Consider the following 25335-nt stretch of genomic DNA (forward strand, 5'->3'; position numbering starts at 1 on the left):
GCAGTAGGGCACTTTCTGCTATAGTTCGCGCCCACATTTTTCCGCGCCCCCCGCCGAACCGGCCGAAAACCGCCGCCCACCCGCCGGAACCAACCACCTCACAAGGGAACGTTCCAGGTGGAGAGGGCTCCCGACGCGGAGGGCCGACGGCGGCCCGGCGCCCGTCCCATCGGGCTCCCGACCCGTCCCGTCGTGGCCCGCGCGGCGGGCCACGCGGCCCCATCCCCCTTTCGGGGCCCCTTCGGGGCGCTCCGGCGAGCCTTCCATGTGAATTACTTCACGAACTTTTCGGCGGGCCCTCGCCGGCCGGCCCCCGGAGGGGCGATCGACCGGCCGAGCACCGGGGAAATCAGCGGCTGACGGTCTCCCAGAGGATGCCGTCGAGGATGTCGTGCTCGGAGACCGTGACCCGCTCCACGCCCGCCCGTTCCATGATCCGCAGCAGCACCAGCGCACCGGCCCCGATCACGTCGATCCGGCCCGGATGCATCGCGGGCACCCGCGCGCGCTCGGCATGGGTGGCCGCCAGCAGCCACTCCGTGACGGATCTGACCCGGTCGAGTTCGAGCACCGTGTGGTGGATGGCCGCGCTGTCGTATCCGGGCAGCTCAAGGGCTATGGCAGCGACCGTCGTCACCGATCCCGCGATCCCGACCAGGGTGCCGGCGCGCTCCAACGGAACGTGCTCGGCGGCGAGTTCGAGCGCGGCGTCGATATCGGCCACCATCGCCGCCCGGTCGGCGGCGCTCGGCGGATCGGCCACCGCGCCTTCGGCGGACGTCAGATGACGTTCCGTCAACCGCACACAGCCGATGTCCACGCTGCGGGCCGCCTCGACCCTGGCGCCGCCCAGCACGAACTCGGTGGATCCGCCGCCGATGTCCACCACCAGAAAGGGACCGGCCACCTCGGGACGGCCGGCCAGCTCCTTGGTGGCGCCGGTGAACGAGAGCGCCGCCTCCTCGTCCCCGGTGATCACCTCGGGCACCACGCCCAGGATCTCCTTGACGCCGCGCACGAACTCGTCGCGGTTCTCCGCGTCCCTGGAGGCCGAGGTGGCCACGAAACGCAGCCGGTCGGGCGTGACCCCGTGCGCTTCGATCGCCTCCGCGTACCGCCGGCAGGCGGCGAAGGTGCGCTCCAGCGCCTCGGGCGCCAGCCTGCCGGTGCGGTCGACCCCCTGCCCGAGCCGGACGATCTCCATCCGCCGGTCGCGGTCGACCAGTTCGCCCGTGTCCGGGTCGGCGTCCGCGATCAGCAGCCTGATCGAGTTGGTGCCGCAGTCGACTGCGGCGGCGGTCTGGACGGTCATGCGTGCTCTCCTCGCACCGGTTCCTCGCTGGCGTTCGCCCCGGGCCTACCCGGCTCGGTACCCACACAACGTCCCGCGCGCCACCACTCGGGCAGCATGGCCAGCGCCTCGTCGCCCAGCGGGTTGACGCCGGGACCGGCCACCAGCGCGTGCGCCACCAGCACATGCAGGCACTTGACCCGATCCGGCATCCCGCCGGCGCTCGGGAAACCGGCCAGCACCTCGATCGCGTCCCGGCGGGCCAGATAGTCCTCATGGGCCTTGCGGTAGGCCGCCGCCAGCTCGGGATCCGTGGCCAGCCGCGCGGTCATCTCCCGCATCACGCCGTTGGCCTCCAGGGTCCCGATGGCGGAGGCGGCGCGCGGGCAGGTCAGGTAGTAGACGGTGGGGAACGGGGAGCCGTCCGGCAGCCGGGGCGCCGTCTCCACCACGTCGGGGCTGCCGCAGGGACAGCGGTGGGCGACCGCGCGCAGCCCGCGCGGGGGCCGGCCGAGCTGTTCCTCGATCGCCAGGACGTCGGTCGGACTGGGGGTTTCCACGGAAGAACTCTCTTTACGGACTCTGTGAAACGTCAACGGGCAACGGGGGCGCACCCCCACGGCTCACCTGGGCCGGTCGGCCCGGTCGATGCCGTCCCAGAGATTCTGGTGCCACGGGCGGGGCGCCGACGACCCGCGGGTGCGCAGTCGTTCGTCGGACTCGCCGGCGGACGCGTCCGGCAGCAGATAGCCGATCTCGCCGGGGCGCACATAGCGCAGCCGCTCCCTGGCCTGACGCTCCACATAGGCGTCGTCCTGCCAGCGGGCCTTGGCGTCCCGCAGCTCCTCGACCTGGGCCGCCGCCTCCTCGGCCTGCCGCCGCTGGTCGGCGATCTCCGAACGCTGCTGCACGTACTGCCGCAGCGGATAGGCGAGCGCCACGACCAGCGAGCAGACCACCAGCGCCAGCAGCGCGGCCCGGCCGGTGAGCCGGCTGCGCCGGGGCGGGCCGCCGGGCCGTCTCGGCCCGGAGAGGCGACGGCTCTGCGCCCGGTAGACCCGGGCGGCGGCCTGCTCGCCCAGGGCCCTCAGCCGAGTGGCGGTGGAGAACCGGTCCCGCTGCGCGGCCACATCGCCTCCCTCTCACCCTCTGACGGGCTGCCACGACACGTCCCCGCCACCGTACGGGACGGATGGCGGGGACGGGGTCAGGTGGCCGACCGAGGCGCGCGGAAGTCCACCCGAGCAGGAGCCCGGGGCCTTCTCGCACGTCGCGGTGGCCTGCCTCAGCCGCGGAAGCGCGGGAAGGCGGCGCGGCCGGCGTAGACCGCGGCGTCGTCCAGGATCTCCTCGATGCGCAGCAGCTGGTTGTACTTGGCGACGCGCTCGGAGCGGGCCGGGGCGCCGGTCTTGATCTGGCCGCAGTTGGTGGCGACGGCGAGGTCGGCGATGGTGACGTCCTCCGTCTCGCCGGAGCGGTGCGACATCATGCACTTGAAGCCGTTGCGCTGGGCCAGCTCCATGGCGTCCAGCGTCTCGGTGAGCGAACCGATCTGGTTGACCTTCACCAGCAGCGCGTTGGCGGCGTTGGTGTCGATGCCGCGCTGCAGCCGCTCCGGGTTGGTGACGAACAGGTCGTCGCCGACGATCTGGACCTTCTCGCCGAGCCGGCCGGTCAGCGTCTGCCAGCCCTCCCAGTCCTCCTCGGCCAGCGGGTCCTCGATGGAGACCAGCGGGTAGGCGTCGACCAGCTCCTCGTAGTAGTTGGTCAGCTCCTCGGCGCTGAGCTTCCTGCCCTCCAGCGTGTAGGCGCCGTCCGAGTACAGCTCGGTGGCGGCGACGTCCAGGGCCAGCGCGATGTCCTGTCCCGGGGTGTAGCCGGCCTTCTGGATGGCCTCGACGATCAGGTCGAGCGCCTCGCGGTTGGAGGAGAGGTTCGGCGCGAAGCCGCCCTCGTCGCCCAGACCGGTGCCGAGGCCGCGCTCCTTGAGCACCTTCTTGAGCGTGTGGTACGTCTCGGCGCCCCAGCGGACGGCCTCGGAGAAGGACTCGGCGCCGATCGGCGCGATCATGAACTCCTGGATGTCCACGTTGGAGTCGGCGTGCGCGCCGCCGTTCAGGATGTTCATCATCGGCACCGGCAGCAGGTGCGCGTTGGGGCCGCCGAGGTAGCGGAAGAGCAGCAGGTCGCGGGATTCGGAGGCGGCGTGTGCCACGGCCAGCGAGACGCCGAGGATGGCGTTGGCACCGAGCGAGGACTTGTCGGGCGTCGCGTCCAGATCGAACATCGCCTGGTCGATCAGCCGCTGCTCGGTGGCGTCGTAGCCGACCAGCTCCGGGCCGATCTGCTCGATGACGGCGAGCACCGCCTTCTCCACGCCCTTGCCGAGGTAGCGCCCGGCGTCACCGTCGCGCAGTTCGAGTGCCTCGAAGGCGCCGGTGGAGGCGCCGGACGGCACGGCGGCGCGGCCGGTGGAACCGTCGTCGAGGCCAACCTCGACCTCGACCGTGGGGTTGCCTCGCGAGTCCAGGATCTCGCGGGCTACGACGACGTCGATGGACGGCACGAGGTTCTCCTTTGGTCAGAGTGACGTGACTGTGTCGGTGACTGTCTCTACAACCCCCTGAGCCTAACCGGCTCCCGGCCCTGCCCCATCCGCCAGCGCGCCCCAATCGCCGTTGGGCACCACAAACTCGCAGTTCAGCGTGGGCTGGTGAGCGGGAAAGCTTTTTGTTTAACCACTGAAGAAAAGCGGGTGCCCGGCCGGTGAACGGATCGTCCCGCACCGGCCGGGCACCCTTCGGTGTCGCGCGCCCTCGGATCAGACCGCGAGCTTCTGACCCGGCAGGATCAGGTTGGGGTCCTCGCCGACGACGTCCACGTTGTCGGCCCAGATCTGCCGCCAGGTGGTGTCGTGCTCGGCGGCGATCGCGGAGAGCGTGTCGCCCTTCACCACGGTGTAGGTCGCGCCGTCCGTCGCGCGCGGCGCCGCCTCGGGGGCCGGCGCCGGCTCGGGCTCGGGCTCGGGCTCGGGGGCGGCCTCCGGCTCGGGGGCCGGCGCCGACTGCTCGCCGCCGGTGCCGAGTTCGGGGGCGGGGCCGCCGGCGCTGAGCCCGGCCTGGGCGCCGCAGGTCGGCCAGGCGCCGGGGCCCTGCATGGCCAGCAGCTGCTCGGCGGCGGCGATCTGCTGCTCCTTGGACGCCTGGTCGGCGCGCGCGGCGTACTGGGTGCCGCCGGCCGCCTCCCAGCTGGACTGGGAGAACTGCAGGCCGCCGTAGTAGCCGTTGCCGGTGTTGATGGACCAGTTGCCGCCGGACTCGCACTGGGCGACGGCGTCCCAGGTGTCGACGGAGGCGGCCGAGGCGCCGGTGGCGCCGATCAGGGGCAGCGCGACGGCGGCGCCGGTGACGCCGGCGGCCGTGGCTATGCGGGTGGGGGTGCTGGGACGGCGGTGCCGACCCTTGCCGGAGAACAGCATGGACGTTCCTTCTCACCGGACGCCTGCGAGGTCAGCTGTCGGGTTCGGGACTGGTGAGTGGCCCGGCCGGTGGGGCGGTTGACGCCGCCCTTCGGCTTCACCCCGGGCCGCCCCGGCACAACGGTCGTTCCGGGTCGGCGAACACGAGCGGCCATGGGCGGCCGTGGTCGTGGTGGGTCCCCCGCTCCTGTCTGCGGTGGTGCGCGATGTGGTCCCCGGGTCGGCGACAGGATTTGGCGTAACGTCCCGGGCGCCCGGCGGAAAACCGGGCGAGGGGACACTAAACACACCTCAACTAACGATTCAAGAACGATGAAGATCGCCAGATCGACCCAACTTGACCGATTTTGACCAAGGAACGCCGTCTTATCGCAGGTCAACCGCTCGACGGGTCGGGACGGAGCATCGGACAAGCCCTACCGAAAGGGAGAGGAGCGTCACATCCGCGACACCCCCGAAAGGGCCGCGAAGTATCCCCGGACGGACCGGGCTTAACGACCCACGGGACTCAAGTCCAGCTGCTGGCCGGGGAGAATATAGTCCGGGTCGTCCCCAATGACCGATTCGTTCGCCTGATAGAGGGCGGGCCAGCCGCCCGAAACGCCCTGTTCCAGGGCGATATGGGAGAGCGTGTCGCCGGGCAGCACGCGGTACTCGCCGTTGGACGCTCTCTCCCGCCCGCCGTCGCGGTCGCCGCGCTCCGCCCCGGCCCGCCCGGAATCCCGCTGCGCGTCTCGCTCCGTCGTCCCGGTCTCCGCCGGATCCGGATCGCCCCGGTGGCGTCCCGAACCCTCCGCCTCCGGCAGCTCATCGGCGTCGTCCGTGGCTCCTTCGTTCCTGGCGCCCCCACCCGTGGCGCCCTCGGCCGGCTCCTCGGTGGGCCGGTCCCCGGCGTCCGGCGTCTCCTCGACCGGCTCGGGCTCCGGAGCGACATCCCCCGGGCGGTCCTCGGCGCCCGCCTCGGCGGACGACTCCTCGGGCGAGGCGCCGATCTCCTCCTCGGCCTGCGCCTCCTCGGCCTCCTCGGCCCGGTCTATCTCCTCGCGCCGCTCCTGGCGGTACTCGTGCCACACGCCGGAGGCCACCCCGCAGCCGGGCAGCGCCGCCATCCGCATGTCGGCGAGCAGCCGTTCGGCCACGGAGATCTGCTGCGCACGGCTGGCGAGGTCGGGCCGGGTGGCGAACTCCAGGCCCCCGTACGCCTCCCACTGCTCCAGCGTCAACTGGAAGCCGCCGTACATGCCGTTGCCCTCGTTGGCGCTCCACCGGCCGCCGGACTCGCATTCGGCCGCTCGGTCCCAGGCGTCGTCGCTGACGGCGGAGGCGGACGCGGCGGTCAGCAGCGGCATGGCCATGCCGGCGCCGGTGACGCCCGCTGCGACGATAAAGGCAGGAGCCTGCCGTGGGCGACGATGACGACCTGTCCCGGAGCGCATCTGCGGACCCTCCCAAGCGAACACTGTTGCGGATGAGGGGAACCTAGCCGCCCGCACGGCACGATCACAAGCCGATCCCACGCAGATCACGTACGGATCACACTACTGACGCTCCGTCACGCGTTCCGGGGTGAACTCCACGGGGAGCGAACGAAGCCCACGCATGATCAGCCCGCCGCGCCAGCGGAGTTCGGGTGCCTCGCCCGCCAACCGGAGGTCGGGCAGCCGGCGCAGCAGCACCGAGAGCGCCGTCCGCCCCTCCGACCTGGCCAGTGGCGCGCCAAGACAGTAGTGGATGCCATGGCCGTAACCGAGATGGGGGTTGTCGGAACGCGTGAGGTCAAGCGCGTCGGGATCGGCGAACCGCGCCGGATCACGGTCCGCAGCCGCCAGCACCACCAACACCGGCTCCCCCGCCGCGATCCGCCGACCGCCCAGGACCAGCGGCTCGGTGGCGAACCGCCAGGTCGCCAGCTCCACCGGGCCGTCGTAGCGCAGCAACTCCTCCACCGCCGTCGCCAGCAGCCGTTCGTCGCCCTCGACCGACGCCCGCCGCAGCAGGGCGAGTTGGTCCGGATGCCGGAGCAACGCGTACATCCCGTTGCCGATCAGGTTGACGGTGGTCTCGAAGCCGGCGAAGAGCAGGATGAAGGCCATGGCGGCGGCCTCCTCCTCGGTGAGCTGTTCACCGTGGTCCGAGGCGCGGATCAGCGCCGAGATCAGATCGTCCCCCGGCTCCTGGCGCTTGCGGCCGATCAGCTCGGCGAGATAGCCGCGCATCCGCTTGACCGCGCGTCCCACCCCGCCGCGCTTCCCTGTGGTGTGCAGCATCATCCCGGCCCAGGAGCGGAAGTCGTCCTGGTCCTCGGCCGGCACGCCCAGCAGGTCGCAGATGGCGTAGATCGGCAGCGGGAAGGCGAACTCGTCGATCAGATCGGCCGATCCCCTGGCCGCGAACCCGTCCACCAGCCGCTCGGTCAGCTCCCGCACCCGTGGCTCGAACGCGGCGACGCCGCGCGGCGTGAACGCCTTGGAGACCAGCCGCCGCAGCCGGGTGTGGTCCGGCGGATCGATATTGAGCAGATGTGTCATCAGCCCGGCGCCGCGCTCGCCCGGGATGCCGACCCGGCCCGAGGCGTGCTCGTCCGCCTGGTGCCGGGTGGGGTTCTTGCTGAGCCGGGGATCGGCCAGCGCCGCCCTGGCGTCCGGATAGCGGGTCACCAGCCAGGCGTCCACCCCGCTGGGCAGCGTCGCCCGGTGCACCGGCGCGTTCTCCCGCAGCCAGGCGTACGCCGGGTAGGGGTCCGCCACGAAACCCGGCGCGAACAGGCCGGGCGCGGCGTCGTGTTCAGCCACCCGCCCGCTCCCTCTCGGCGCCGGGGATGATCGCGGAGACCCGGAAGCCGCCCTCGTCCGTGGGCCCCGAGACAAAGCCGCCGCCCAGCGCGGTCACCCGCTCCCGCATGCCCACCAGGCCGTTGCCGCCGCTGGGCAGCCTGGCCTCGGGCGAGGCCGGGACGCCGTCCGCCGGCGCCTCGTTGCGGACCTGCACGGCCACCTCGCCGTCCCGGTGCGCCAGCCGCACCCAGGCGGCGGCCCCGGCGGCGTGCTTGTGCACATTGGTCAGCGCCTCCTGGACCACCCGGTAGGCCGTCGACTCCACCTGCTCCGGATACGTCCTGGGCTCGCCCTCGACGGCCAGCTCCACCGTCATGCCGGCCGCTCGTGACTCCTCGACCAGGGCCGTCAGCCCGGTGAGCCGCGGCCCGCCGGCGGTGCCGTTGTCGCCGGCGGGGGGCCGTCCGGCCCGTCCCGCGCCCGAGGCGATCTCCGCGAGCCGGGAGGACGCCCGGGACGCCGGCGAGGCGTCGGGGGACGAGCCCTCGGACGAGGTGCCGCTCCGTTCGGCGACCTTGTCCGCCGCGCGCAGCACGCCCAGCATGGTGCGCAGCTCGGTCAGCGCCTGCCGCCCCATGTCCCCGATCAACGCGGCGTTCCTGGCCGCCTTCTCCGGGTCCTTGGGCGCCACGGCCTGGACCGCCGCCGCGTGCACCACCATCAGGCTCACCCGGTGGGCCACCACATCGTGCATCTCCCTGGCGATCCGGCGCCGCTCCTCGCCCCTGGCCCACTCGGCGCGCTCCTCGGCCCGGTCGGCCAGCAGCCCCAGCTCACGCTCCAGGCCGAGCGCGCGGTCCCGCAGCGTCTCCACCAGCCGCCGTCTGGCCCGGACATACATCCCCAGCAGCACCGGGGGCACCACCGTGGCCACCCCGAACAGCACGGCCACCAGCGGCCGGAACCACACCGGGACGGCCTGTTCCTTGATCGCCGGATCCTGGTCCAGCAGGAGGTAGGTGACGATGATCATGCCCAGGCCCTCCATACAGGCCAGGGCCCCGATCACCCGACGCGGCGCGTCCGTGGTGGCCAGCGTGTAGAGGCCGACCAGCGCCAGCATCCCGCCCATGTTCGCCGGCAGCACCGCGATCGCGATCAGGATCACGGCCAACGGCCAGCGGCGGCGCAGCACCAGCGTGAGCCCGGCCACCGCCCCCGGGACCACCACCAGGCCGACCGGCAGCCCGGTGTTGCCGGCGAAGGCCGCCCCCTGCATCGCGCACTCGACGGCCGAGAGCAACGCGAGCCCCGCGTCCAGCGCCACCCCGCGCCGCCGCGTCCACCACAACAGCGAGAAGTCGCCTCCCGCCATGGGTGCCCCCTTCGCATCCATGACGTCCAGCCTACGGGCGCCAGCCAGTGGGTTTCCCCACGGGCGGGAACGCGGTGGGCGGCGGTTCCGGCTCAGCCCCAGCAGAGCCGGCCCAGCGCGTGTCCGGCGAAGGCGGCCCCGAGACCGGCCGCGACCGAGCCCAGCACATAGCCGGCCGAGGCCCGGCGGGCGCCCGTCTCGACCAGCCGCAGCGCCTCGTAGGAGAAGGTGGAGTACGTGGTCAGCGCCCCGCAGAGGCCGGTGCCGAGCAGCAGCCCCAGCCGCTCCCCCGCCGCCCCGGCGAGCGCGGCGCCGGTCAACAGGCCGAGGACCAGCGAGCCCACCACATTGACCAGGAAGGTGCCCCAGGGGAGCAGCGGATCGCGGCGGGCCCTGATCGCCCGGTCCACCCCGTAACGCAGCGGTGCTCCCACCGATCCGCCCAGTGCGACCAGCAGATAGTCCGTCATCGCCCCTCCTTCGCGAGCATCGCCCGGCGCGCGAGCACCGGGCGGAGCGCCCGGCGTGCGCCCCAGGCGCCCACCGTCACGGCGACCAGGGCGGCGACGACCGTGCCCAGCAGCACGCCGAGGCCGGCCCAGGACCGGCCGTCGGCGAACAGGCCCCGCGCGTCCACGGCATAGGTGGAGAAGGTGGTGAAGCCGCCGAGCACCCCGGTGCCGGCGAACGGGCGCAGCAGCGGGCGCGCCGGCCACAGCCCGGTGGCGGCGACCATCAGACAGCCGATCAGCAGACAGCCCACCGTGTTCACCGCGAGGGTCGTCCAGGGGAAGGCGCCGGTCGCGGTCGGCCAGAGCCGGCCGGCGCCGAACCTGGCCAGCGCGCCCAGGGCGCCGCCGGCCGCGACCGCGCCATAGAGCGCGAGCGCGGCGGTGCCCGGCGCCGGCGGCACATCGGGGTCGACCGGCTCGGCGGCCAGTGGCTCGTTCCGCGACGGATCGGTCATCAACAGTCACGCTCCCTACACGTTCGGTATCGAAGCCCGCCGAGGCGGGCACGCCCTGTCACGCGTAGGGACCGTTGGCGGCGTCGGCGCCGCGGTTCGTCGAGCCGAGCCGGCGTTCGTCGGCGTTCGTTCGACGGGGAGGGCCCCACCTCCCCGGGGCCGCCGCCGGCGGACCCGTCGTCCAGCGTACCGGGTATGCCCGTCGCGGGACGGGCCCCCGGGCTGGCATAGTGTGGGGGTCGATCGGGCGCCGTCCGCCGCTGGCGGCCCCGGTGACGCGCCATTCCCCTGTGGTGTAATCGGCAGCACATGCGACTTTGACTCGCATTGTCCAGGTTCGAGTCCTGGCGGGGGAGCCCATCGCCCGCGTGCGGCCTATCGCCTCAGCTCCCCGGGATCGTGGTGAGGAACTCCCCGGTCCAGGCGAGCAGTTCCCTTCCCGTCAACGGCTTGCCGCCGACCCGCGCCGTGGTCGGCCGGGGCACCAGAAGCTGGTTGGTGCCCCGTTTGACGACCGATCCCGGGTAGACCCGGTTCAGCCGCAGCTCCTGGGACTCCCGCAGCTCGACCGGCGAGAACCTGATCCTGCTGCCCTGCAGGGTGATGTCGCCGACCCCGCAGGACCTGGCCAGCATCCGCAGCCCGGCCACCAGCAGCAGGTTCTCCACCGGCTCGGGCAGCGGGCCGTAACGGTCGGCCAGCTCCTCCCTGACCGCGCGGATCTCGTCCTCCGTGTTGGCCGCGGCGATGGACCGGTACGCCTGGAGCCGCAGCCGCTCCCCCGGCGCGTACTCGTGCGGCACATGCGCGTCGACCGGCAGCTCGATCTTCACCTCGAGCGGTGCCTCCTCGGGCTCGCCACCGCCCGCCTCCAGCGCCGCCCGGTAGTCCGCGACCGCCTCGCCCACCATGCGCACATAGAGATCGAAGCCCACGCCCGCGATATGCCCGGACTGCTCGCCGCCCAGCAGATTGCCGGCGCCCCTGATCTCCAGGTCCTTCATCGCGACATACATGCCGGCGCCCATCTCGGTGTGCTGCGCGATGGTGGCAAGACGCTCGTGCGCGGTCTCCGTCAGCGGCTTCTCCGGCGGGTACAGGAAGTAGGCGTAGCCGCGCTCCCGCCCCCGGCCGACCCGGCCGCGCAGCTGGTGCAGCTGGGAGAGGCCGAAGGTGTCGCCGCGCTCCACGATCAGGGTGTTCGCGTTGGAGATGTCGATGCCCGACTCGACGATGGTGGTGGACACCAGCACATCGAACTTCTTCTCCCAGAAGTCCACCACGACGCGCTCCAGCGCCGTCTCGCTCATCTGACCGTGCGCCGTCGCGATCCGCGCCTCCGGCACGATCTGACGCAGCCGGGCGGCCACCCGGTCGATCGAGTCCACCCGGTTGTGGATGTAGAAGACCTGCCCCTCGCGCAGCAGCTCCCGCCGGATCGCCGCACCGATCTGCCGTTCCTCGTACGGGCCGACAAACGTCAACACCGGATGACGTTCCTCCGGCGGGGTGGTGATGGTCGACATCTCCCTGATGCCGGTCACCGCCATCTCCAGGGTGCGCGGAATGGGCGTCGCCGACATCGTCAGCACATCGACGTTGGCGCGCAGCTTCTTCAGCTGCTCCTTGTGCTCGACGCCGAACCGCTGCTCCTCGTCCACGATCACCAGGCCGAGGTCCTTGAACCTCACCTCGGAAGAGAACAGCCGATGGGTGCCGATCACCACGTCGACCGTGCCGTCCCGCAGGCTCTCCAACGTCGCCTTCGCGTCCGCGTCGGACTGGAAACGGCTCAACGGGCGCACGTTCACCGGGAACTGCGCGTAACGCTCGGAGAAGGTGCCGAAGTGCTGCTGGACCAGCAGCGTGGTGGGCACCAGCACCGCCACCTGCTTGCCGTCCTGCACCGCCTTGAAGGCGGCCCGCACCGCGATCTCCGTCTTGCCGTAGCCGACGTCGCCGCAGATCAGCCGGTCCATCGGGACCGAGCGCTCCATGTCCTCCTTGACCTCGCCGATGGTGGTCAGCTGGTCCGGGGTCTCGGCGTAGGGGAACGCGTCCTCCAGCTCGCGCTGCCAGGGCGTGTCCCCGCCGAAGGCGTGCCCGGGGGCCGCCATCCGCGCCGAGTAGAGCTTGATCAGATCGGCGGCGATCTCCTTGACCGCCTTCTTGGCGCGCGCCTTGGTCTTGGTCCAGTCCGCGCCGCCGAGCCGGTGCAGCGTCGGGGCCTCGCCGCCGACGTACTTGGTCACCTGGTCCAGCTGGTCCGTCGGCACGAACAGCCGGTCGCCCGGCTGGCCGCGCTTCGCCGGGGCGTACTCCACCAGCAGGTACTCGCGGGTGGCGCCCTGCACGGTGCGCTGCGCCATCTCGATATAGCGCCCCACGCCGTGCTGTTCGTGCACGATGTAGTCGCCGGCCTCCAGGGTCAGCGGGTCCAGCGCCTTGCGCCGGCGCGCCGGCATCCGGGCGCCCTCCCGTCCGGCGGCGCGCTGGCCGGTCAGGTCCGTCTCGGTCAGCACCGCGAGCCGGGAGCCCGGCACCAGAAAGCCGTGTTCGAGCGCGCCGCAGGAGACATGGACCACGGACGGCTCGATCTCGCCGGTCAGCGACGGATCGAGACGGGCCGGGATGCCCTCGCCGCCCAGCACCTCGACGGTGCGCGCGGCCGGCCCGTGCGCCTCGGTGAGATAGACCACCCGCCAGCCGTCGGCCAGCCAGCCCTTGGTGTCGGCCAGCGCCCGGGGGACGTCCCCCCGGTAGCTCTCCGGGGCCCGCAGGCCCAGCCGGACGGTGTCCGTGTCCAGCTCCTCGTCCGGCGAGAACGGCGAGACCGTCCACCACGGCAGGCCCAACTCCCGGGCGTGCGCCCGCACCTCGGCGATGCCACGGAGGCTGGCGGCGCCCACGTCGATCGGCGCCTTGCCACTGTCCACCATCGCGGCGGCGGCCCAGGACGCCTGCAGGAACTCCTGGCTGGTGGCCACCAGATCGGACGCCCGGGTGCGCACCCGCTCCGGATCGCAGAGCAGCACCGTGCTGCCGGCCGGCAGCACGTCGAGCAGCAGCTCCATCTCGTCCACCAGCACCGGGGCCAGGGACTCCATGCCCTCGACCGCGACGCCCTCGGCGATCTTGCCCAGCAGCTCGTCCAGCTCGGGATGCTCGACGGCCAGCTCGGCCGCGCGCCGGCGCACCTCGTCGGTGAGCAGCAGCTCCCGACAGGGCGGCGCCCACAGGCCGTGCTCGGCCACTTCGAGGGACCGCTGGTCGGCGACCTTGAAGTAACGAATCTCCTCGACCTCGTCGCCCCAGAACTCCACCCGCAGCGGATGCTCCTCGGTGGGCGGGAAGACATCCAGGATGCCGCCGCGCACCGCGAACTCGCCGCGCTTCTCCACCAGTTCGACCCGGGTGTAGGCGGCGGCCGCCAGCGCGGCGGTCAGCTCCGTCAGATCGGCGCTCTGCCCGTTCCGCAGCGCGACGGGCTCCAGGTCGCCGAGCCCGGCGACCTGCGGCTGCAGCACCGAGCGCACCGGCGCCACCACCACCGAGACGGGCCCGGAACCGGGATCGTCGGCGCGGGGGTGCGCCAGCCGGCGCAGCACCGCGAGCCGGCGGCCGACGGTGTCGGCGCGCGGCGAGAGCCGTTCGTGCGGCAACGTCTCCCAGGACGGGAACTCGACCACCCCGTCCTCGGGCAGCAGCGAGCGGAGCGCGGCGGCCAGATCCTCGGCCTCCCGCCCGGTCGCCGTCACGGCGAGCACGGTCCGCCGGGCGGCCCGCGCCAGCGCGGCCACGGCCAGCGGTCTGGCGGCCGGCGGGCCCACCAGATCGACGGCTGGATGGCCGGCGTCTCCCACCGAGGTCAGCACCTCGGCGAAGGCGGGCTCCTGGATGACGGCGTCAAGCAGGCCGTGCAGGGTCATGAAAGTTCCATCCCGGTGAGCGGGCAACGCGAAGCACCCGGCACGCGTCGCGGGCCGGGGGTCTTCCAGGGTACGCGTGCCGGCGGGTGATCAGCTCCCGGCCACGGTGACGGTGGGCAGATGCCGCACCGGAAAGTTGACCGAGCGGGCGATGAAGCAGTCGCGGTTGGCGTCCTCGTGCAGCGCGGTGGCCAGATCGATCATGCCGGGCTCGGCCACCGCCACCACCGGACGCAGGCGCACCTCGGTGAACTCGCCGCGCCCCGCCGTCTCCCGCATGGTGCCCTCGGCCGCGTCCCGGTACTCCAGCACCCTGACCCGCTTCAGCGAGCAGAGCGCCAGATAGGTCAGCATGTGGCACTGGGAGAGCGAGCCCACCAGCAGCTCCTCCGGATTCCACCGCGTCGGGTCGCCGACGAACGCCGGATCGGCGCTGCCCTCGATCACCGGCTTTCCGGCGACGACCACCTGATGGTCGCGAGCGAACCCCCGGTAGCCGGCCGTTCCCTCCCCCGTGTTGCCCGTCCAGCTGACGTCCACCCGGTACCGGTGTTCGCGCGGTTCCCGCATCTCCACGACCTCCTCGAGTCAGCACATCCGTCGCGGCTCTCGCCGAGGGCCAAGTCTGCCCCGGAGCCGTGGCCCCGCGCGGGACGCCGTCCACAGCCTGTGCACATCGCCTCCGCCTCCGACGCCACATCCACACAACTCCGGGCGGCGCGAACGATGTTCCACCGCCGCAAGCCTGACGTGTCCATGCCCTCAGCTTGTAACCTGTGGCATGCCGTGCAGAAACGTTCGGGCGGCACCCTTGGAGCCGTTTGCCGAACGGCTCCGCCGAGCCGAAACCACCCCCACACCAAGGGAGTTCCCGTGCTCCGCACCTCCAGCATCTACGCGCGTGGCCGACTTTCCCTGTTGGCCGCGCTGACCGGACTGATATCCCTGGCGGCCCTGTTCACCGGCCCCTCGGCACAGGCCGCCCTCCCCACCCCCATCGCCGCGTCCACCGCGCGCACCTACCTCTCCCAGCTGACGGTCGCCACCGAGGACCGCTCCGGCTACAACCGCGACCTCTTCCCGCACTGGAGCAACCAGGGCAACAACTGCAACACGCGCGAGGTCATCCTCAAGCGGGACGGCACCAATGTGGTGACGAACCCCAGCTGCGCGGCGACCAGCGGCAGTTGGTACTCCCCCTACGACGGCGCCACCTGGACCGCCGCGTCCGACGTGGACATCGACCACCTGGTGCCGCTGGCCGAGGCATGGGACTCCGGGGCCGGCTCCTGGACCACCGCCCGACGCGAGGCGTTCGCCAACGACCTCACCCGGCCGCAGCTGCTGGCGGTCACCGACAACGTCAACCAGTCGAAGGGCGACAAGGACCCGGCCGAGTGGCTGCCGCCCCGCACCGCCTACCACTGCACCTACGCCCGGGCCTGGGTGCAGGTGAAGCACTACTACGGGCTCTCGGTCGACTCGGCGGAGAAGAGCGCGCTGAGCGGCATCCTCAACGGCTGCTGAGCGCGGCGATTTCCGATCACGCGGGCTGTTGAACGAGGCCGCTGTCGAACGCGCGGGCTGTTGAACGAGGCCGCTGTCGGCGCGCCCGGGGCTGGCGCCCGGGCGCGCCGGCGGTGGGCCGGCGGGCAGGCGGTGGTGACGGCCCGTTCGCCCGGCTCGGAGGCCGGCGGGCAGGCGCGTCCGACGGGCCGTCGGCCGAGGAGGCGAGCGCCCGGCCTCGGGCACGCCGTCGAGCGCCGCCGGGAGGCAGTTGTCGACGCGGCCCGCCCGCCCCCCCTTTACGGGAAAGCGACAGAGGGTGACTGTCAGTAGCTCACGGTAATCTTCTCGGCATGGAACAGCGACTCAGTCTGATCACCCTGGGCGTGGCCGATGTGGCCCGCGCCCGTTCGTTCTACGAGAGCCTCGGTTGGCGCGGCCAGGAGGCGGAGGAGACGGTCTTCTTCCAGGCCGGGGGGATGGCCGTGGTGCTGTGGAGCCGCGCCAAGGCGGCCGCGGACAACGGCCTTTCGGACACTCCGGTGCCGGCCGGCGGGTTCGGCGGCATCGGCCTGGCCCACAATGTCCGCTCCTCCTCGGAGGTGGACGAGGCGCTGGCCGCGGCCGAGGCGGCCGGGGCCCGGATCACCAGCCCGGCGGCGCCCACCTTCTACGGCGGATACGCCGGCTCCTTCACCGATCCGGACGGCCACGCGTGGGAGATCGCGCACAACCCGGCCTTCCCGCTCTCCCCGGACGGCTCCCTCTCCGTGCCCGATCTCGGTGCGGAGTAGGGCTGGTGGCCATGAGCGCGCGGTCAGCTCCGCAGCAGTTCGACGAGCTGGGCGCCGTCCCCGTCGCCCTGGCCCGCCGCCACGCCCCGCGCCATCAGCGCGGCGAAGGGGGCCAACAGCTCGGTGCTGACGCCCTGTTGCTCGGCGGTGCGGAGCAGCGTGGCATTGCCGGCCGACTGCATCGCCAGATTCGACGGCACATCGGTCTCGTATACGCCGCTCTCCAGCTGCTTCGCGGTGGCGTGTGCCGCCGGCGCCATCGCCAGCAGCCATTCCGTCAGCGTCCCCGCGAACTCCGTCGGCGCGATGTCCTCGCCGCTGATCAGCGCGAACGCATGGGTGATCCCGGCGAACATGCCGTCCATCGCGCTCAGCAGCGCCACATCGTGCAGCGCGGCGTAGCCGGCGTCCGAGCCGACATAGCGGGCGCCGGTCGGTGCGGTGAGCGTCGGGCGGTGGGCCTCGAAGAGGTCGGCGGAGCCGCTGTAGAAGACATAGCCACCGGACTCCGGCACCCCGATCATGGGCGGGGTCGCCATGATGCCGCCGTCCAGGAAGCGGGCCTGCCGCTCCTCGGCCCAGGCGGCGCGGGCGCGGCCCTCGGCCGGGGTGCCGGTGGTGAGGTTCACCAGATCGCGGCCGACCAGATCGGCGCCCGCCAGGGTCTCGCCCACGGAGGCGTCGTCCAACAGGCAGAGCACCACGAGGTCGTTGGCGGCGACGGCCTCGGCGGCGCCGGCCGCGACGACGGCGCCCTCGGCGGCCAGCGCCTCGGCTCGCGCCGGCGTCCGGTTCCACACAGTCAGGGGATGCCCGGCGCGCAGCCAGGCCCGGGCGAGGGCGGTGCCCATGGCGCCGAGCCCCAGCAGCGAGAGCGAGCCGGGGGTGGCGGCCGATGAGTCGGCGGAGAAGGGGGCGGCGGCCGATGAGGGGGTGGTCCGGGAAATGAAGCGGCTGGTGGCGCTGTTCGTCATGGCAGTCAGGCTTGTCCTGGCTGGGAGGATGGACAAGTACGCACTTCGGAGTGGGTGCTTACCTCCGGGTGAGCGAGCAGCTAGGAGGGCTGTCCTTGACGACCACACCGCGCCCCCGGTACTCCTGCGGCATCGATGCCGCGATGGATGTCATCGGTGGCAAGTGGAAGGTGCTGATCCTCTGGGCGCTGGACGAGCGCCCCTGCCGGTTCGGCGAGCTGCGGCGTGCCGTCCCCGGCGTCACGGAGAAGGTTCTCGCCTCGCATCTGCGGGAGTTGGAGGGCGACGGCATCGTCCATCGCGAGGATCGGGGCGAGGTGCCGCCGCATGTCGTCTACTCGCTCACCCCGCTGGGGCGCAGTCTCAACGCGGCGCTGGCGCCGCTCGGCGACTGGGGGCAGGAGCATGTCCTGGGCGGGGCGCCGCACCGCTGAGGCGGCCCGCCGCCGGCGGCGCCCCGGCCGGGCTACCCGGCCCGGGGGAACACGCAGCGCGGGGCCGCGGCGCAGTAGTAGCCGCGCCCGCAACAGTGCCAGCAGCCGTGTGGGGCGGCCACCCCCTGGGCCTGCCCCGACTCCGCGATATAGAGCGTCTCGCGGATCTCCACGCTCTGTCCGTTGCATGCCTGACACTGCCGGTGCGGCCCCCCGCAGTCGTCCCCAGCGTGGCCCATCCCACTCCCATGTCGAGCCCGGGTTGCGCGTCCCGTCACAACCATGACACTCAACGTTACCTCCCCGCTGGCGGGACACGGTCAAGGGCCGGGGGCGGGGGTAGCCGGCCCCGGAGCCGCGCCTCCCCCGGCTCGCCGGCCGGGCGGCGGTGGGGTCCGGGCGCCGCCGTTGGCTCACCCCGCCGCCGGCGCGGCCTCGATCAGGGAGAAGGCGCTGGGCGCGGGGAGTTGGGCCAGGCTGGAGAGCCGGAAGCCGGCGCGGGCGAGCAGCGCCTCGAAGTCCGCCCTGGTGCGCTCCAGGCCCCCGAGGTTCACCAGCATGTTGAGGTCGCTCAGATACCAGCCCGCCTCGCCCGGCCGGGCGAGGGGCGGCAGCACGGGCTCGACGAGCAGCACCCGGCCGTCGGGGGGCAGCACCTGCCGGCAGTTGCCGAGCAGGGTGGCGGCGCGGTCGTCGTCCCAGTCGTGGAGGACGCTCTTGAGGAGATAGAGGTCGCCGCCCGCCGGCACCGAGGCGAAGAAGTCGCCGGTCACCACGGAGCAGCGGCTCGCCACTCCGGCCCGTTCCATCGTGGCCGGCGCCTGGGCCAGCCCGCGCGGTGTGTCATGGACGACGCCCCGCAGGGCGGGGTGGGCGCGGAGCACGGCGGCCAGCAGGGTGCCGTCGCCGCCGCCCACGTCCACCACCGTGTGGAAGCGGGCGAAGTCGTAGGCGCCCGGCAGCACGGCGGCGGTGGTCCGGGTGCCCTCGCTCATGGAGGCGTTGAAGGCCGCCGAGAGTTCGGGGCGCTCCTCCAGGTGCTCGAAGAAACCCTTGCCGAAGACCTGGTCGAACGCCGGCTCGCCGGTGCGCACGCTGTCGGCGAGGCGCTCCCAGGAGCGGACCATCAGCGGGTCGGTGAAGACGGTGGCGATGGTCTTGAACGAGCCGGGGTGGTCGGCCGACAGCACCCGCCCGGTGGGCGTGGCCCGGAAGACGCCGGCCCGCACCTCCTCGACCAGTTCCAGGCCCGCCATGGCGCGCAACAGCCGTACCAGGGCGCGGGGTTGGACGGCGCATTCGGCGGCCAGCGCCTCGACGCCGCGCTCCTCCCCGCCCAGGGCATCCACCACGCCCAGCCGGGCAGCGGCGCCCAGGGTCTGGGCCGCCATGGTGCCGAAGACCAGTCGCATCACCGTCCGGCGCGCCTCGGCATCCGCACCGTCCGCACCGCTCGCGTCGCCCACACCAGGCGCATCAGCCGTACCGGCCGCGCCGTCCTCGACGTCCGCCACAGGGAACCCCTCTCCGTCAGAGATAGGTTAGCCTCACCTAACTACCCTGCCCCGTCAAGGGTGTTGACCCGAGCGCGGCGGGGCCGGCGGTCGTGTTCGACCACCGGCCCCGCCATCGGAGCCACCGAACGGCTACCAGTCGTGGACGGTCCCGTCCAGCAGCCTGTTCACCGGCAGATAGGCGGGTGCGTAGGGGAAGCCGGCGGCCGCCTCGTCGTCCAGCTCCACGCCGAGCCCCGGGTTCTCGCCCGGGTGCAGCAGGCCGTCGACAAAGGTGTAGGAGGTGCGGAAGACCTCCAGGGTGCGGGGATCGTGGCGCATGTACTCCTGGATGCCGAAGTTGTGGATGGCGATGTCCAGATGGAGCGCCGCCGCCATGCCTACCGGCGAGATGTCCGTCGGCCCGTGGATACCGGACTTGGCGCCGTACACCGCCGCCATGTCCAGCAGCTTCTTCATCGCGGTGATGCCACCGGTGTGGGTGACGGCGGAGCGGACGTAGTCGATCAGCCGCTCGCTGAGCAGGGTGGTGTAGTCGTGCACGGAGTTGAAGACCTCGCCGATGGCCAGCGGGGTGGTGGTGTGCTGACGGATCAGCCGCAGCGCCGCCTGGTCCTCGCCCGGGGTGGCGTCCTCCAGCCAGAACAGGTCATAGGGCTCCAGGGCCTTGCCCAGCTTGGCGGCCTGGATCGGCGTCATCCGGTGGTGACCGTCGTGCAGCAGCGGCAGCTCGGGGCCGAACTCGTTGCGCACCGCCTCGAAAACGGTCGGCAGATGGCGCAGATAGGCGCGGGTGTCCCAGTTCTCCTGGACCGGAAGCGCGGTGCGGCGGGCGGGCTCGTAGTCGTAGCGTTCCCCGTCGCCTGCGGTCGAGGTCGCCACCCCGTAGACGGAGTCGAGACCGGGGATGCCGGTCTGTATCCGGATCGCGCGGAAGCCCTCTTCGAGATGGGCCCTGATGGAGTCGAACAGCTCCGGGATGTCCCGTCCCGAGGCGTGGCCGTAGGCGAGGGCACCGGTGCGGGAGGCACCGCCGAGGAGCTGGTAGAGCGGCATCCCCGCCGCCTTGGCCTTGATGTCCCACAGCGCCATGTCCACGGCGGCGATCGCGGCCATGGTGACGGGACCGCGCCGCCAGTAGGCGCCCCGGTAGAGGTACTGCCAGGTGTCCTCGATCCGGCCCGCGTCTCGGCCGATCAGCAGCGGGACGACATGGTCGCGGAGATAGCTCTCCACCGCCAGCTCCCGCCCGTTGAGGGTCGCGTCACCGAGCCCCGTCAGCCCGTCGGCCGTGGTGATCCGCAGCGTGACGAAGTTCCGCCCCGGGCTGGTGACAATGGTCTCCGCCGACTCGATCCGCAGCGGCGACCGCTCGGTTGTCTGCATGGTTTCGCGCCTTCCCAATCCTCCGGATGCCCAGCTCAGCTCGTCGTACGGTCGTCGACATCCCCGAGCTCGGCCACCACCACACCATAGGTCGGCAGTTCGATCGTGGTCAGTTTCTCGCCCTCAAGGTCCCGTAGGGAGCCGGCAGCCAGGGTGGGGGTGATGCTGAGTGGTGCCTCGTGCTGGCTGACGAACCACACATAGGACCGTCCCTCCTCGTGCACCATCCGGCCCACCAGCACCCGGGGATCGTCCACCGACACCTCGGGCACCACCCCGGCCTCGGCGGCCAACGCCGCGTAGAGCCGCCAGGTGGGCTCGGGGTTGACCCGGGGAGTGACCGCCGCCATGTGCTCAAGTGGGTAGGTGGACAGCACCAGTTGACCGGCCCCGTGCCGGCGCCGCAGCAGCGCGGGCCGGCCGTGCGCGTCGGTTGCCACCACCTCGGCGCCGTTCGGCTCGACCGGCAGGTGGGAACGGGAGTTCTCGGTGCCGGCGACGGTGAACGTCAGCCGCTCGCCCGCCCTGATGGTGCCGAAGTCACGCTGGAAGGTGAGCGTCAGCTCGTCGTCCTCGATGGGCTCGGTCAGTCCGTAGCGCAGCTTCTTGACCACCCCGAACGTCTCGTCCAACTTCGGCCACCAGGGCCCGCGTTGCACGCTGTGCTCGCCGGTGAAATAGGAGGCGTAGACGGTGGCGCCGGCCTCCGCCCGCCCGACCAGACGGCGCCAGCCGCCTGCGGTCAGCTGCTTGGCCGACGGCAGCAGGTAGAGCGCGCAGTCCTCCGGCAGCCCGTCCGCCTCGCGCGCCACCCCGACCGGCAGATCCGCCTCCCGGGCGGCGACATACGCCTGCCGGGTGTGGTTCAGCACGCTGCTCGCGTCCTCGGGCTGGGTGAACGGGTACATCTTCTCCAGGAACGAGGAGACGACGAGCGCCACCTCGGTGTCCGGGCGGTTCAGCCGGCCGAAGTCGACCCGGGCCAGCAGCTCGGTGAACCGCTTGACCTCGCGCAACTGCTCCTTGGGACGCCCGGCGTCGTCCGTGATGCCGAAATGCATCTCGAAGGGATGGTGGCTGTACGGTTCCTGATCCCAGAGCGCGTCGTAGTCGGTGTTGTTCCAGGGCATCCAGCCGGTGGCACCGGCCAACAGCGTGTTGTGCAGAATCTGCCGGTAGTAGTGGGCGGCGTTCTCCTCGGAGACATAGTCCGAGGTCACGCCGAACTCCTCCATGATCACCGGCTTTCCGCCGATGTCCAGAAGCTCGCAGACGAAGGCCGCGCCCAGATGCTGGCGCACCGGATCCGTCTCCATCCGGTAGACATGCGGGCCGTGGAAGTCGATCAACGGCTCCAGATCGCGCACCCGGAAACCGTTGTCGGCGCCGGTCATCTCCACGCCCCAGGCGCCGTCACCGATCGAGACCGGCTGCCGGGCCCCCGTCCCCCTGATCGCGTTCACCAGGGTCTTCGCCCAGGCGGTGACGGTGGTGGCATCCAGGGTGCCGATGCCACGGGACTTCCAGTCCCCATAGATGGGGATCTCGTTGGTGAGCAACCAGCCGGCGACCGCCGGATGATCCTTCCAGCGCTCGGTCAACTCGCGGACGTACCACTCCTGTTGAGCGACGAACGACGGGTCGCCGAAGATGTCGCGGCCACCGCGCCAGACGGGGTCCCAGTTCTGTCCCGACATGTGACCGACGATGAAGGTGGGGATGGTGTGCATCCCCTGCGCCTGGTGTCGGTCCAGGAAGTCGTCGAAATGGGCCAGCATCTCGGGGTCGAGGGTGTTCTCGGCCGGCATGAAATCGGGCCAGAAGAAGAACGAGCGGGTCAGCGTGATGCCGTGCTCCCGCATCACCGTCAGCTCCTCGTCCACCACCTCGGGGCGGTAGTCCCGCCACATCAGCGGACCGCCGGTGCGGGACCAGTAGTTCACGCCGATCCAGATGGTGGCCGCCGCTTCCTCCCGGCCGCCGCCGCCCTTTCCGCCGCCGGGCACGCTGGTGGTCTGCGGGGTGGTGCGGAGCTTGGCCGCGTTGCGCCTCATCGCCTGGTTCCTCTGCTCGGGGCCGCCTGATGGCCTCAGGTATATCGTTTTACTACCTAGCTGTCGAGAGATTGAGTGAGCGGACTTGCCGCGCTACCATGCGGTACTCCTCAGTCCGTGCAACGTTTTCTCATGACGTTCTCCCGATGGGTCAGGTCCAGCGCTTGACGGCACAGAAGAACCCCGGACGCGGGCGAAGGTCCGACAAGCCGACGATCTCCGATGTCGCCGCCCTGGCCGGCGTCTCGGTCTCGGCCGTCTCCAAGGTGGTCAACAACCGGCCCGGGATCTCGGCCCCCACCCGGCAACGGGTGCTCGACGCGGCGGACAAGCTGCGTTGGTCGCCGTCGGCCACGGCGGTGGCCCTGCGTGGCGCGCGGACCAAGGCCATCGGGATGGTCGCAGGGCGCTCGGCCGACGTCCTGGCCACCGACCCGCACTTCTCCGTGCTGATCTCCGGCATCGAGAGCGAACTCGCCCCCGCCGACTACGGTTTGCTGCTGCATATTGTTGGCGAGGAGCCGGGCGCGGAGGAACGGGCCTACCGCCGGCTGGCCGAGGAACGCCGGGTCGACGGGGTGATCCTCACCGAGAGCCGGGTCGGCGACGGCAGGTTCGAACTGCTCCGCCAGCTCGAACTGCCGGCGGTGCTCGTCGGCACGCCCTGGCGGGACGACCCCGTCCCCTCGGTCCGCGCCGGCGGCGAGCAGGACGCGGGCATCAGAGCGGCCGTCGACCACCTGGCGGAACTCGGCCACCGCCGCATCGCCTATGTCTCGGGCCCCGAGGACCGGGTGCACACCGTGTTCCGCCGCCGGATCTTCGAATCCGCCCTGGAGGAACGGGGGTTGCGACCGGCGCGGATCGTGGTCTCGGACTTCACCGCGGACGCGGCGGTACGGGCGGTGCGGGAACTGCTCTCCGACGCGGAGCCGGAACGCCGACCGACGGCCGTGCTCTTCGCCAACGACACGATGGCCGTGGCCGGCATGAGCGAGGCGCGCCGACTGGGCTTCGAGGTGCCGCGCGACCTGTCCGTCATCGGCTACGACGACCTGCCCATCGGGGAGTTGGTCCACCCCCGGCTGACCACCATCGCCCAGGACCTCACCCAACTCGGCCGCGCGGCCGCGGCCACGATGTTCGCGATCCTTAACGGATCCGCCACCGCGGAGGCCCCGCCGGTACGCCCACCGACCCTGATCGTCCGCGAATCGACGGCACCCTCACGGAGTCCTCGCGCCGGACGGGCGTGAACCGCGTCCCCACCCCGGACGGGCGTGAACGGAGTCCTCACGCCGGACGGGCGGGGGCGGAGTCCTCACGCCGGACGGGCCTGAACGGCGCCGAGGGCCCTCGGGCACCGGGGCCTGAACGCCGAGTCCTCACGCCGGACGGGCGAGGGCGGAGTCCCCACGCCGGACGGGCGGGGGCGCGGGAAGCACCGGGGACCTGACACGGAACCCCGGCGCCAGACCACCGGTGGACGTGAAGTCACCACGCCGGACAGGCGAGGGCACGGGAAGCACCGGGGACCTGACACGGAACCCCGGCGCCAGACCACCGGTGGACGTGAAGTCACCACGCCGGACAGGCGGGGACGCAGGAAGCACCGGGGACCTGGCACGGAGCACCGGCACCGGGCGGTCGGCCGTGGGCGGCGGAGCGCTGACGCCCATGGGGCGGGGACGGGGTTCCCCCAGCCGGGCCGGCGCGGGCGCGGGAAGCACCGGGGGCCCGACATGGAGCCCAGGCACCAGGCGGCCGTTGGCGGTGAAGCTCGCACCCTGAGCGGGCGGGGGCGGGGGAGGCACCGCCGGCCGTGGGTGGCAGAGCCCCGGCGCCGGGCGGGCGGGGGCGGGGGAGGCACCCGGGGTCTGGCGCGGAGCCCAGGTGTCGGGACGTTGTTGGGTGGTGGGGCTTTGGCGTCTGGGGGGGTTGGGTCGGGGGGTCTGGCCGTGTGGCGGGGTGGGGTTATTTGCCGGCGGCGAAGAGAAGGACGAGGAAGGCGGCCAGGAGGTGGCCTACCAGGCCGTAGAGGAGGACGCGGATCCACAGGCCGCGGGGGATGGTGTCCTTGCGTGGGTTCGCCATGGGGGTGGGTTCTCCTTCGGAACGGGTCGGCGGCTCAGTGGCGGGGTTCGCCCAGGCACAGTTCGGCGTCGGCGCTGCGCAGCAGCGTGTGGACGAAGAGGAGTTCGGCGCCCTGGGAGGTGGCGGCGCGGATCCGGTGCGGGGTCAGGGAGTCGAAGTGGGCGCTGTCACCCGCGTCGAGGGTGTGGTCGACGTCGCCGAGGGAGAGCAGCAGTCGGCCGGAGAGGACGTGCAGCCACTCCTCGCCCGGGTGCACCCGCACCAGATCGCTCTGGCCGCCGCCGGCCGGAACGCTCACCCGCAGCGCGTGCATGGCGCGGCCGGAGGCGCCGGCCTGGCGGTAGGACCAGCCGCCGACGTCCTGGGGTGCGGCGTCGCCCGCGCGGATGACGGGGTCGGGGAGGGCCGCGGTCTCGCCGAGCAGGCCGGAGACGGTGGTGCCGTAGACGCGGGCGAGGCCGAGCAGAACGGGGAGCGACGGCTGACGGTGGCCCGTCTCCAGTCGGGAGAGGTGTGCGGGCGACAGTTCGGCCCGGCGCGCCGCGGCCTCCAGGGTCAGCCCGGCGTGGCGGCGCAGTTCGCGCAGTTGGGTCGAGATGACGGGCAGCTCGCGCGCGGGGGCCGAGGCCGGGGGGTCCGAGGGGATCGATGGGCCGGGGGGCATACTCCTGATTGAGCCACGGCTGCTGCCTCTGAGGCAAATCTCTTGCCTCAGAGGCAACAAAGCTCGGAAGCAGGCAGGGAACGCCTCGGGGCCGCGACCCG

The 25335-nt window shown here is 72.2% G+C and carries 23 protein-coding genes, 1 tRNA gene and 1 riboswitch; of the genes, 5 read left to right on the plus strand and 19 right to left on the minus strand.

Annotated features, from left to right (window positions below):
• Positions 1-349 precede the first annotated feature (349 nt).
• The 10 genes from AOM46_RS27770 to AOM46_RS27815 form a co-directional block, all read right to left on the minus strand.
• The gene (locus AOM46_RS27770) at positions 350-1312 is read right to left on the minus strand and encodes a Ppx/GppA phosphatase family protein (RefSeq protein ID WP_062216434.1); all 963 of its coding nucleotides are present in this window, start codon (positions 1310-1312) and stop codon (positions 350-352) included.
• Positions 1309-1851 carry a DUF501 domain-containing protein gene (locus AOM46_RS27775; RefSeq protein WP_062216436.1) on the minus strand — a complete coding sequence of 181 codons (543 nt, stop codon included), beginning with the start codon at positions 1849-1851 and terminating at the stop codon, positions 1309-1311. The genes AOM46_RS27770 and AOM46_RS27775 overlap by 4 nt, the downstream gene beginning before the upstream one ends.
• A 63-nt stretch (positions 1852-1914) precedes the next feature.
• Positions 1915-2421, minus strand: a complete 507-nt coding sequence (locus tag AOM46_RS27780) for a septum formation initiator family protein (RefSeq protein WP_062216439.1) — start codon at positions 2419-2421, stop codon at positions 1915-1917.
• 155 nt (positions 2422-2576) lie between these two features.
• Positions 2577-3857 (minus strand): phosphopyruvate hydratase, encoded by a 1281-nt coding sequence (gene eno / locus AOM46_RS27785; RefSeq protein ID WP_062216441.1) that lies wholly within the window; start codon positions 3855-3857, stop codon positions 2577-2579.
• 255 nt (positions 3858-4112) lie between these two features.
• Entirely contained in the window at positions 4113-4769 is a 657-nt protein-coding gene (locus AOM46_RS27790; protein ID WP_062216443.1) for a transglycosylase family protein, read from the minus strand.
• A 4-nt stretch (positions 4770-4773) separates the two neighbouring features.
• Positions 4774-4919, minus strand: a riboswitch (cyclic di-AMP (ydaO/yuaA leader).
• A 341-nt stretch (positions 4920-5260) separates the two neighbouring features.
• The gene (locus tag AOM46_RS35955; RefSeq protein ID WP_067226644.1) at positions 5261-6205 is read right to left on the minus strand and encodes a transglycosylase family protein; all 945 of its coding nucleotides are present in this window, start codon (positions 6203-6205) and stop codon (positions 5261-5263) included.
• Positions 6206-6307: 102 nt separating this feature from the next.
• The gene (locus AOM46_RS27800) at positions 6308-7561 is read right to left on the minus strand and encodes a cytochrome P450 (protein ID WP_062216446.1); all 1254 of its coding nucleotides are present in this window, start codon (positions 7559-7561) and stop codon (positions 6308-6310) included.
• Positions 7554-8939 carry a sensor histidine kinase gene (locus AOM46_RS27805; RefSeq protein ID WP_062216448.1) on the minus strand — a complete coding sequence of 462 codons (1386 nt, stop codon included), beginning with the start codon at positions 8937-8939 and terminating at the stop codon, positions 7554-7556. Before AOM46_RS27805 ends, AOM46_RS27800 begins: the two co-directional genes overlap by 8 nt.
• Positions 8940-9010: 71 nt before the next feature.
• Positions 9011-9388 (minus strand): fluoride efflux transporter CrcB, encoded by a 378-nt coding sequence (gene crcB, locus AOM46_RS27810; RefSeq protein WP_062216450.1) that lies wholly within the window; start codon positions 9386-9388, stop codon positions 9011-9013.
• Positions 9385-9885, minus strand: coding sequence for a CrcB family protein (locus AOM46_RS27815; RefSeq protein WP_078857249.1), 501 nt, complete (start codon positions 9883-9885; stop codon positions 9385-9387). Before AOM46_RS27815 ends, crcB begins: the two co-directional genes overlap by 4 nt.
• Before the next feature lie 284 nt (positions 9886-10169).
• Between AOM46_RS27815 and AOM46_RS27820 the strand changes: the two genes are divergently transcribed.
• Positions 10170-10241, plus strand: a tRNA-Gln gene (locus tag AOM46_RS27820).
• 27 nt (positions 10242-10268) lie between these two features.
• Here AOM46_RS27820 and mfd read toward each other — a convergent pair.
• Together mfd and AOM46_RS27830 are read right to left on the minus strand one after the other, a co-directional pair.
• The gene (gene mfd / locus AOM46_RS27825; RefSeq protein WP_062216452.1) at positions 10269-13814 is read right to left on the minus strand and encodes a transcription-repair coupling factor; all 3546 of its coding nucleotides are present in this window, start codon (positions 13812-13814) and stop codon (positions 10269-10271) included.
• Positions 13815-13904: 90 nt separating this feature from the next.
• Entirely contained in the window at positions 13905-14384 is a 480-nt protein-coding gene (locus AOM46_RS27830; protein WP_062216759.1) for an OsmC family protein, read from the minus strand.
• 303 nt (positions 14385-14687) lie between these two features.
• On the opposite strand from AOM46_RS27830, the gene AOM46_RS27835 reads away from it, so the two are divergent.
• Together AOM46_RS27835 and AOM46_RS27840 are read left to right on the plus strand one after the other, a co-directional pair.
• Positions 14688-15341 (plus strand): HNH endonuclease family protein, encoded by a 654-nt coding sequence (locus AOM46_RS27835; RefSeq protein ID WP_234314064.1) that lies wholly within the window; start codon positions 14688-14690, stop codon positions 15339-15341.
• Positions 15342-15673: 332 nt separating this feature from the next.
• Positions 15674-16114 (plus strand): VOC family protein, encoded by a 441-nt coding sequence (locus AOM46_RS27840; RefSeq protein ID WP_062216454.1) that lies wholly within the window; start codon positions 15674-15676, stop codon positions 16112-16114.
• Between the two features lie 23 nt (positions 16115-16137).
• Here the strand turns inward: AOM46_RS27840 and AOM46_RS27845 are convergent, their stop codons facing one another.
• Entirely contained in the window at positions 16138-17088 is a 951-nt protein-coding gene (locus AOM46_RS27845; protein WP_078857250.1) for an NAD(P)-binding domain-containing protein, read from the minus strand.
• Between the two features lie 143 nt (positions 17089-17231).
• On the opposite strand from AOM46_RS27845, the gene AOM46_RS27850 reads away from it, so the two are divergent.
• Positions 17232-17522 carry a helix-turn-helix domain-containing protein gene (locus AOM46_RS27850; protein ID WP_062216456.1) on the plus strand — a complete coding sequence of 97 codons (291 nt, stop codon included), beginning with the start codon at positions 17232-17234 and terminating at the stop codon, positions 17520-17522.
• Between the two features lie 32 nt (positions 17523-17554).
• On the opposite strand, the gene AOM46_RS34290 is transcribed toward AOM46_RS27850, so the two are convergent.
• The 4 genes from AOM46_RS34290 to AOM46_RS27865 all read right to left on the minus strand — a co-directional run bounded on the left by AOM46_RS34290 (position 17555) and on the right by AOM46_RS27865 (position 22476).
• Positions 17555-17695, minus strand: a complete 141-nt coding sequence (locus tag AOM46_RS34290; protein WP_158920719.1) for a hypothetical protein — start codon at positions 17693-17695, stop codon at positions 17555-17557.
• 240 nt (positions 17696-17935) lie between these two features.
• Positions 17936-19036: a methyltransferase gene (locus AOM46_RS27855; protein WP_370592772.1), complete on the minus strand. Its 1101-nt coding sequence runs from the start codon at positions 19034-19036 to the stop codon at positions 17936-17938.
• A 132-nt stretch (positions 19037-19168) separates the two neighbouring features.
• On the minus strand, positions 19169-20422 hold the full coding sequence (gene manD / locus AOM46_RS27860; RefSeq protein WP_370592773.1) for a D-mannonate dehydratase ManD: 1254 nt from the start codon (positions 20420-20422) through the stop codon (positions 19169-19171).
• 35 nt (positions 20423-20457) lie between these two features.
• A complete protein-coding gene (locus AOM46_RS27865; protein ID WP_078857251.1) occupies positions 20458-22476 on the minus strand; it encodes a cellulase family glycosylhydrolase in 2019 nt (672 codons plus the stop codon).
• A 146-nt stretch (positions 22477-22622) separates the two neighbouring features.
• On the opposite strand from AOM46_RS27865, the gene AOM46_RS27870 reads away from it, so the two are divergent.
• The gene (locus AOM46_RS27870) at positions 22623-23732 is read left to right on the plus strand and encodes a LacI family DNA-binding transcriptional regulator (RefSeq protein WP_062216457.1); all 1110 of its coding nucleotides are present in this window, start codon (positions 22623-22625) and stop codon (positions 23730-23732) included.
• Between the two features lie 718 nt (positions 23733-24450).
• On the opposite strand, the gene AOM46_RS35670 is transcribed toward AOM46_RS27870, so the two are convergent.
• Both AOM46_RS35670 and AOM46_RS27875 read right to left on the minus strand, forming a co-directional pair.
• Positions 24451-24570, minus strand: coding sequence for a DUF6126 family protein (locus AOM46_RS35670; RefSeq protein WP_234314068.1), 120 nt, complete (start codon positions 24568-24570; stop codon positions 24451-24453).
• Positions 24571-24604: 34 nt separating this feature from the next.
• Entirely contained in the window at positions 24605-25234 is a 630-nt protein-coding gene (locus AOM46_RS27875; RefSeq protein ID WP_062216459.1) for a helix-turn-helix domain-containing protein, read from the minus strand.
• Positions 25235-25335: the final 101 nt, after the last annotated feature.

The sequence above is a fragment of the Streptomyces sp. NBRC 109706 genome (assembly GCF_000974485.1).
Taxonomy (GTDB): domain Bacteria; phylum Actinomycetota; class Actinomycetes; order Streptomycetales; family Streptomycetaceae; genus Streptomyces.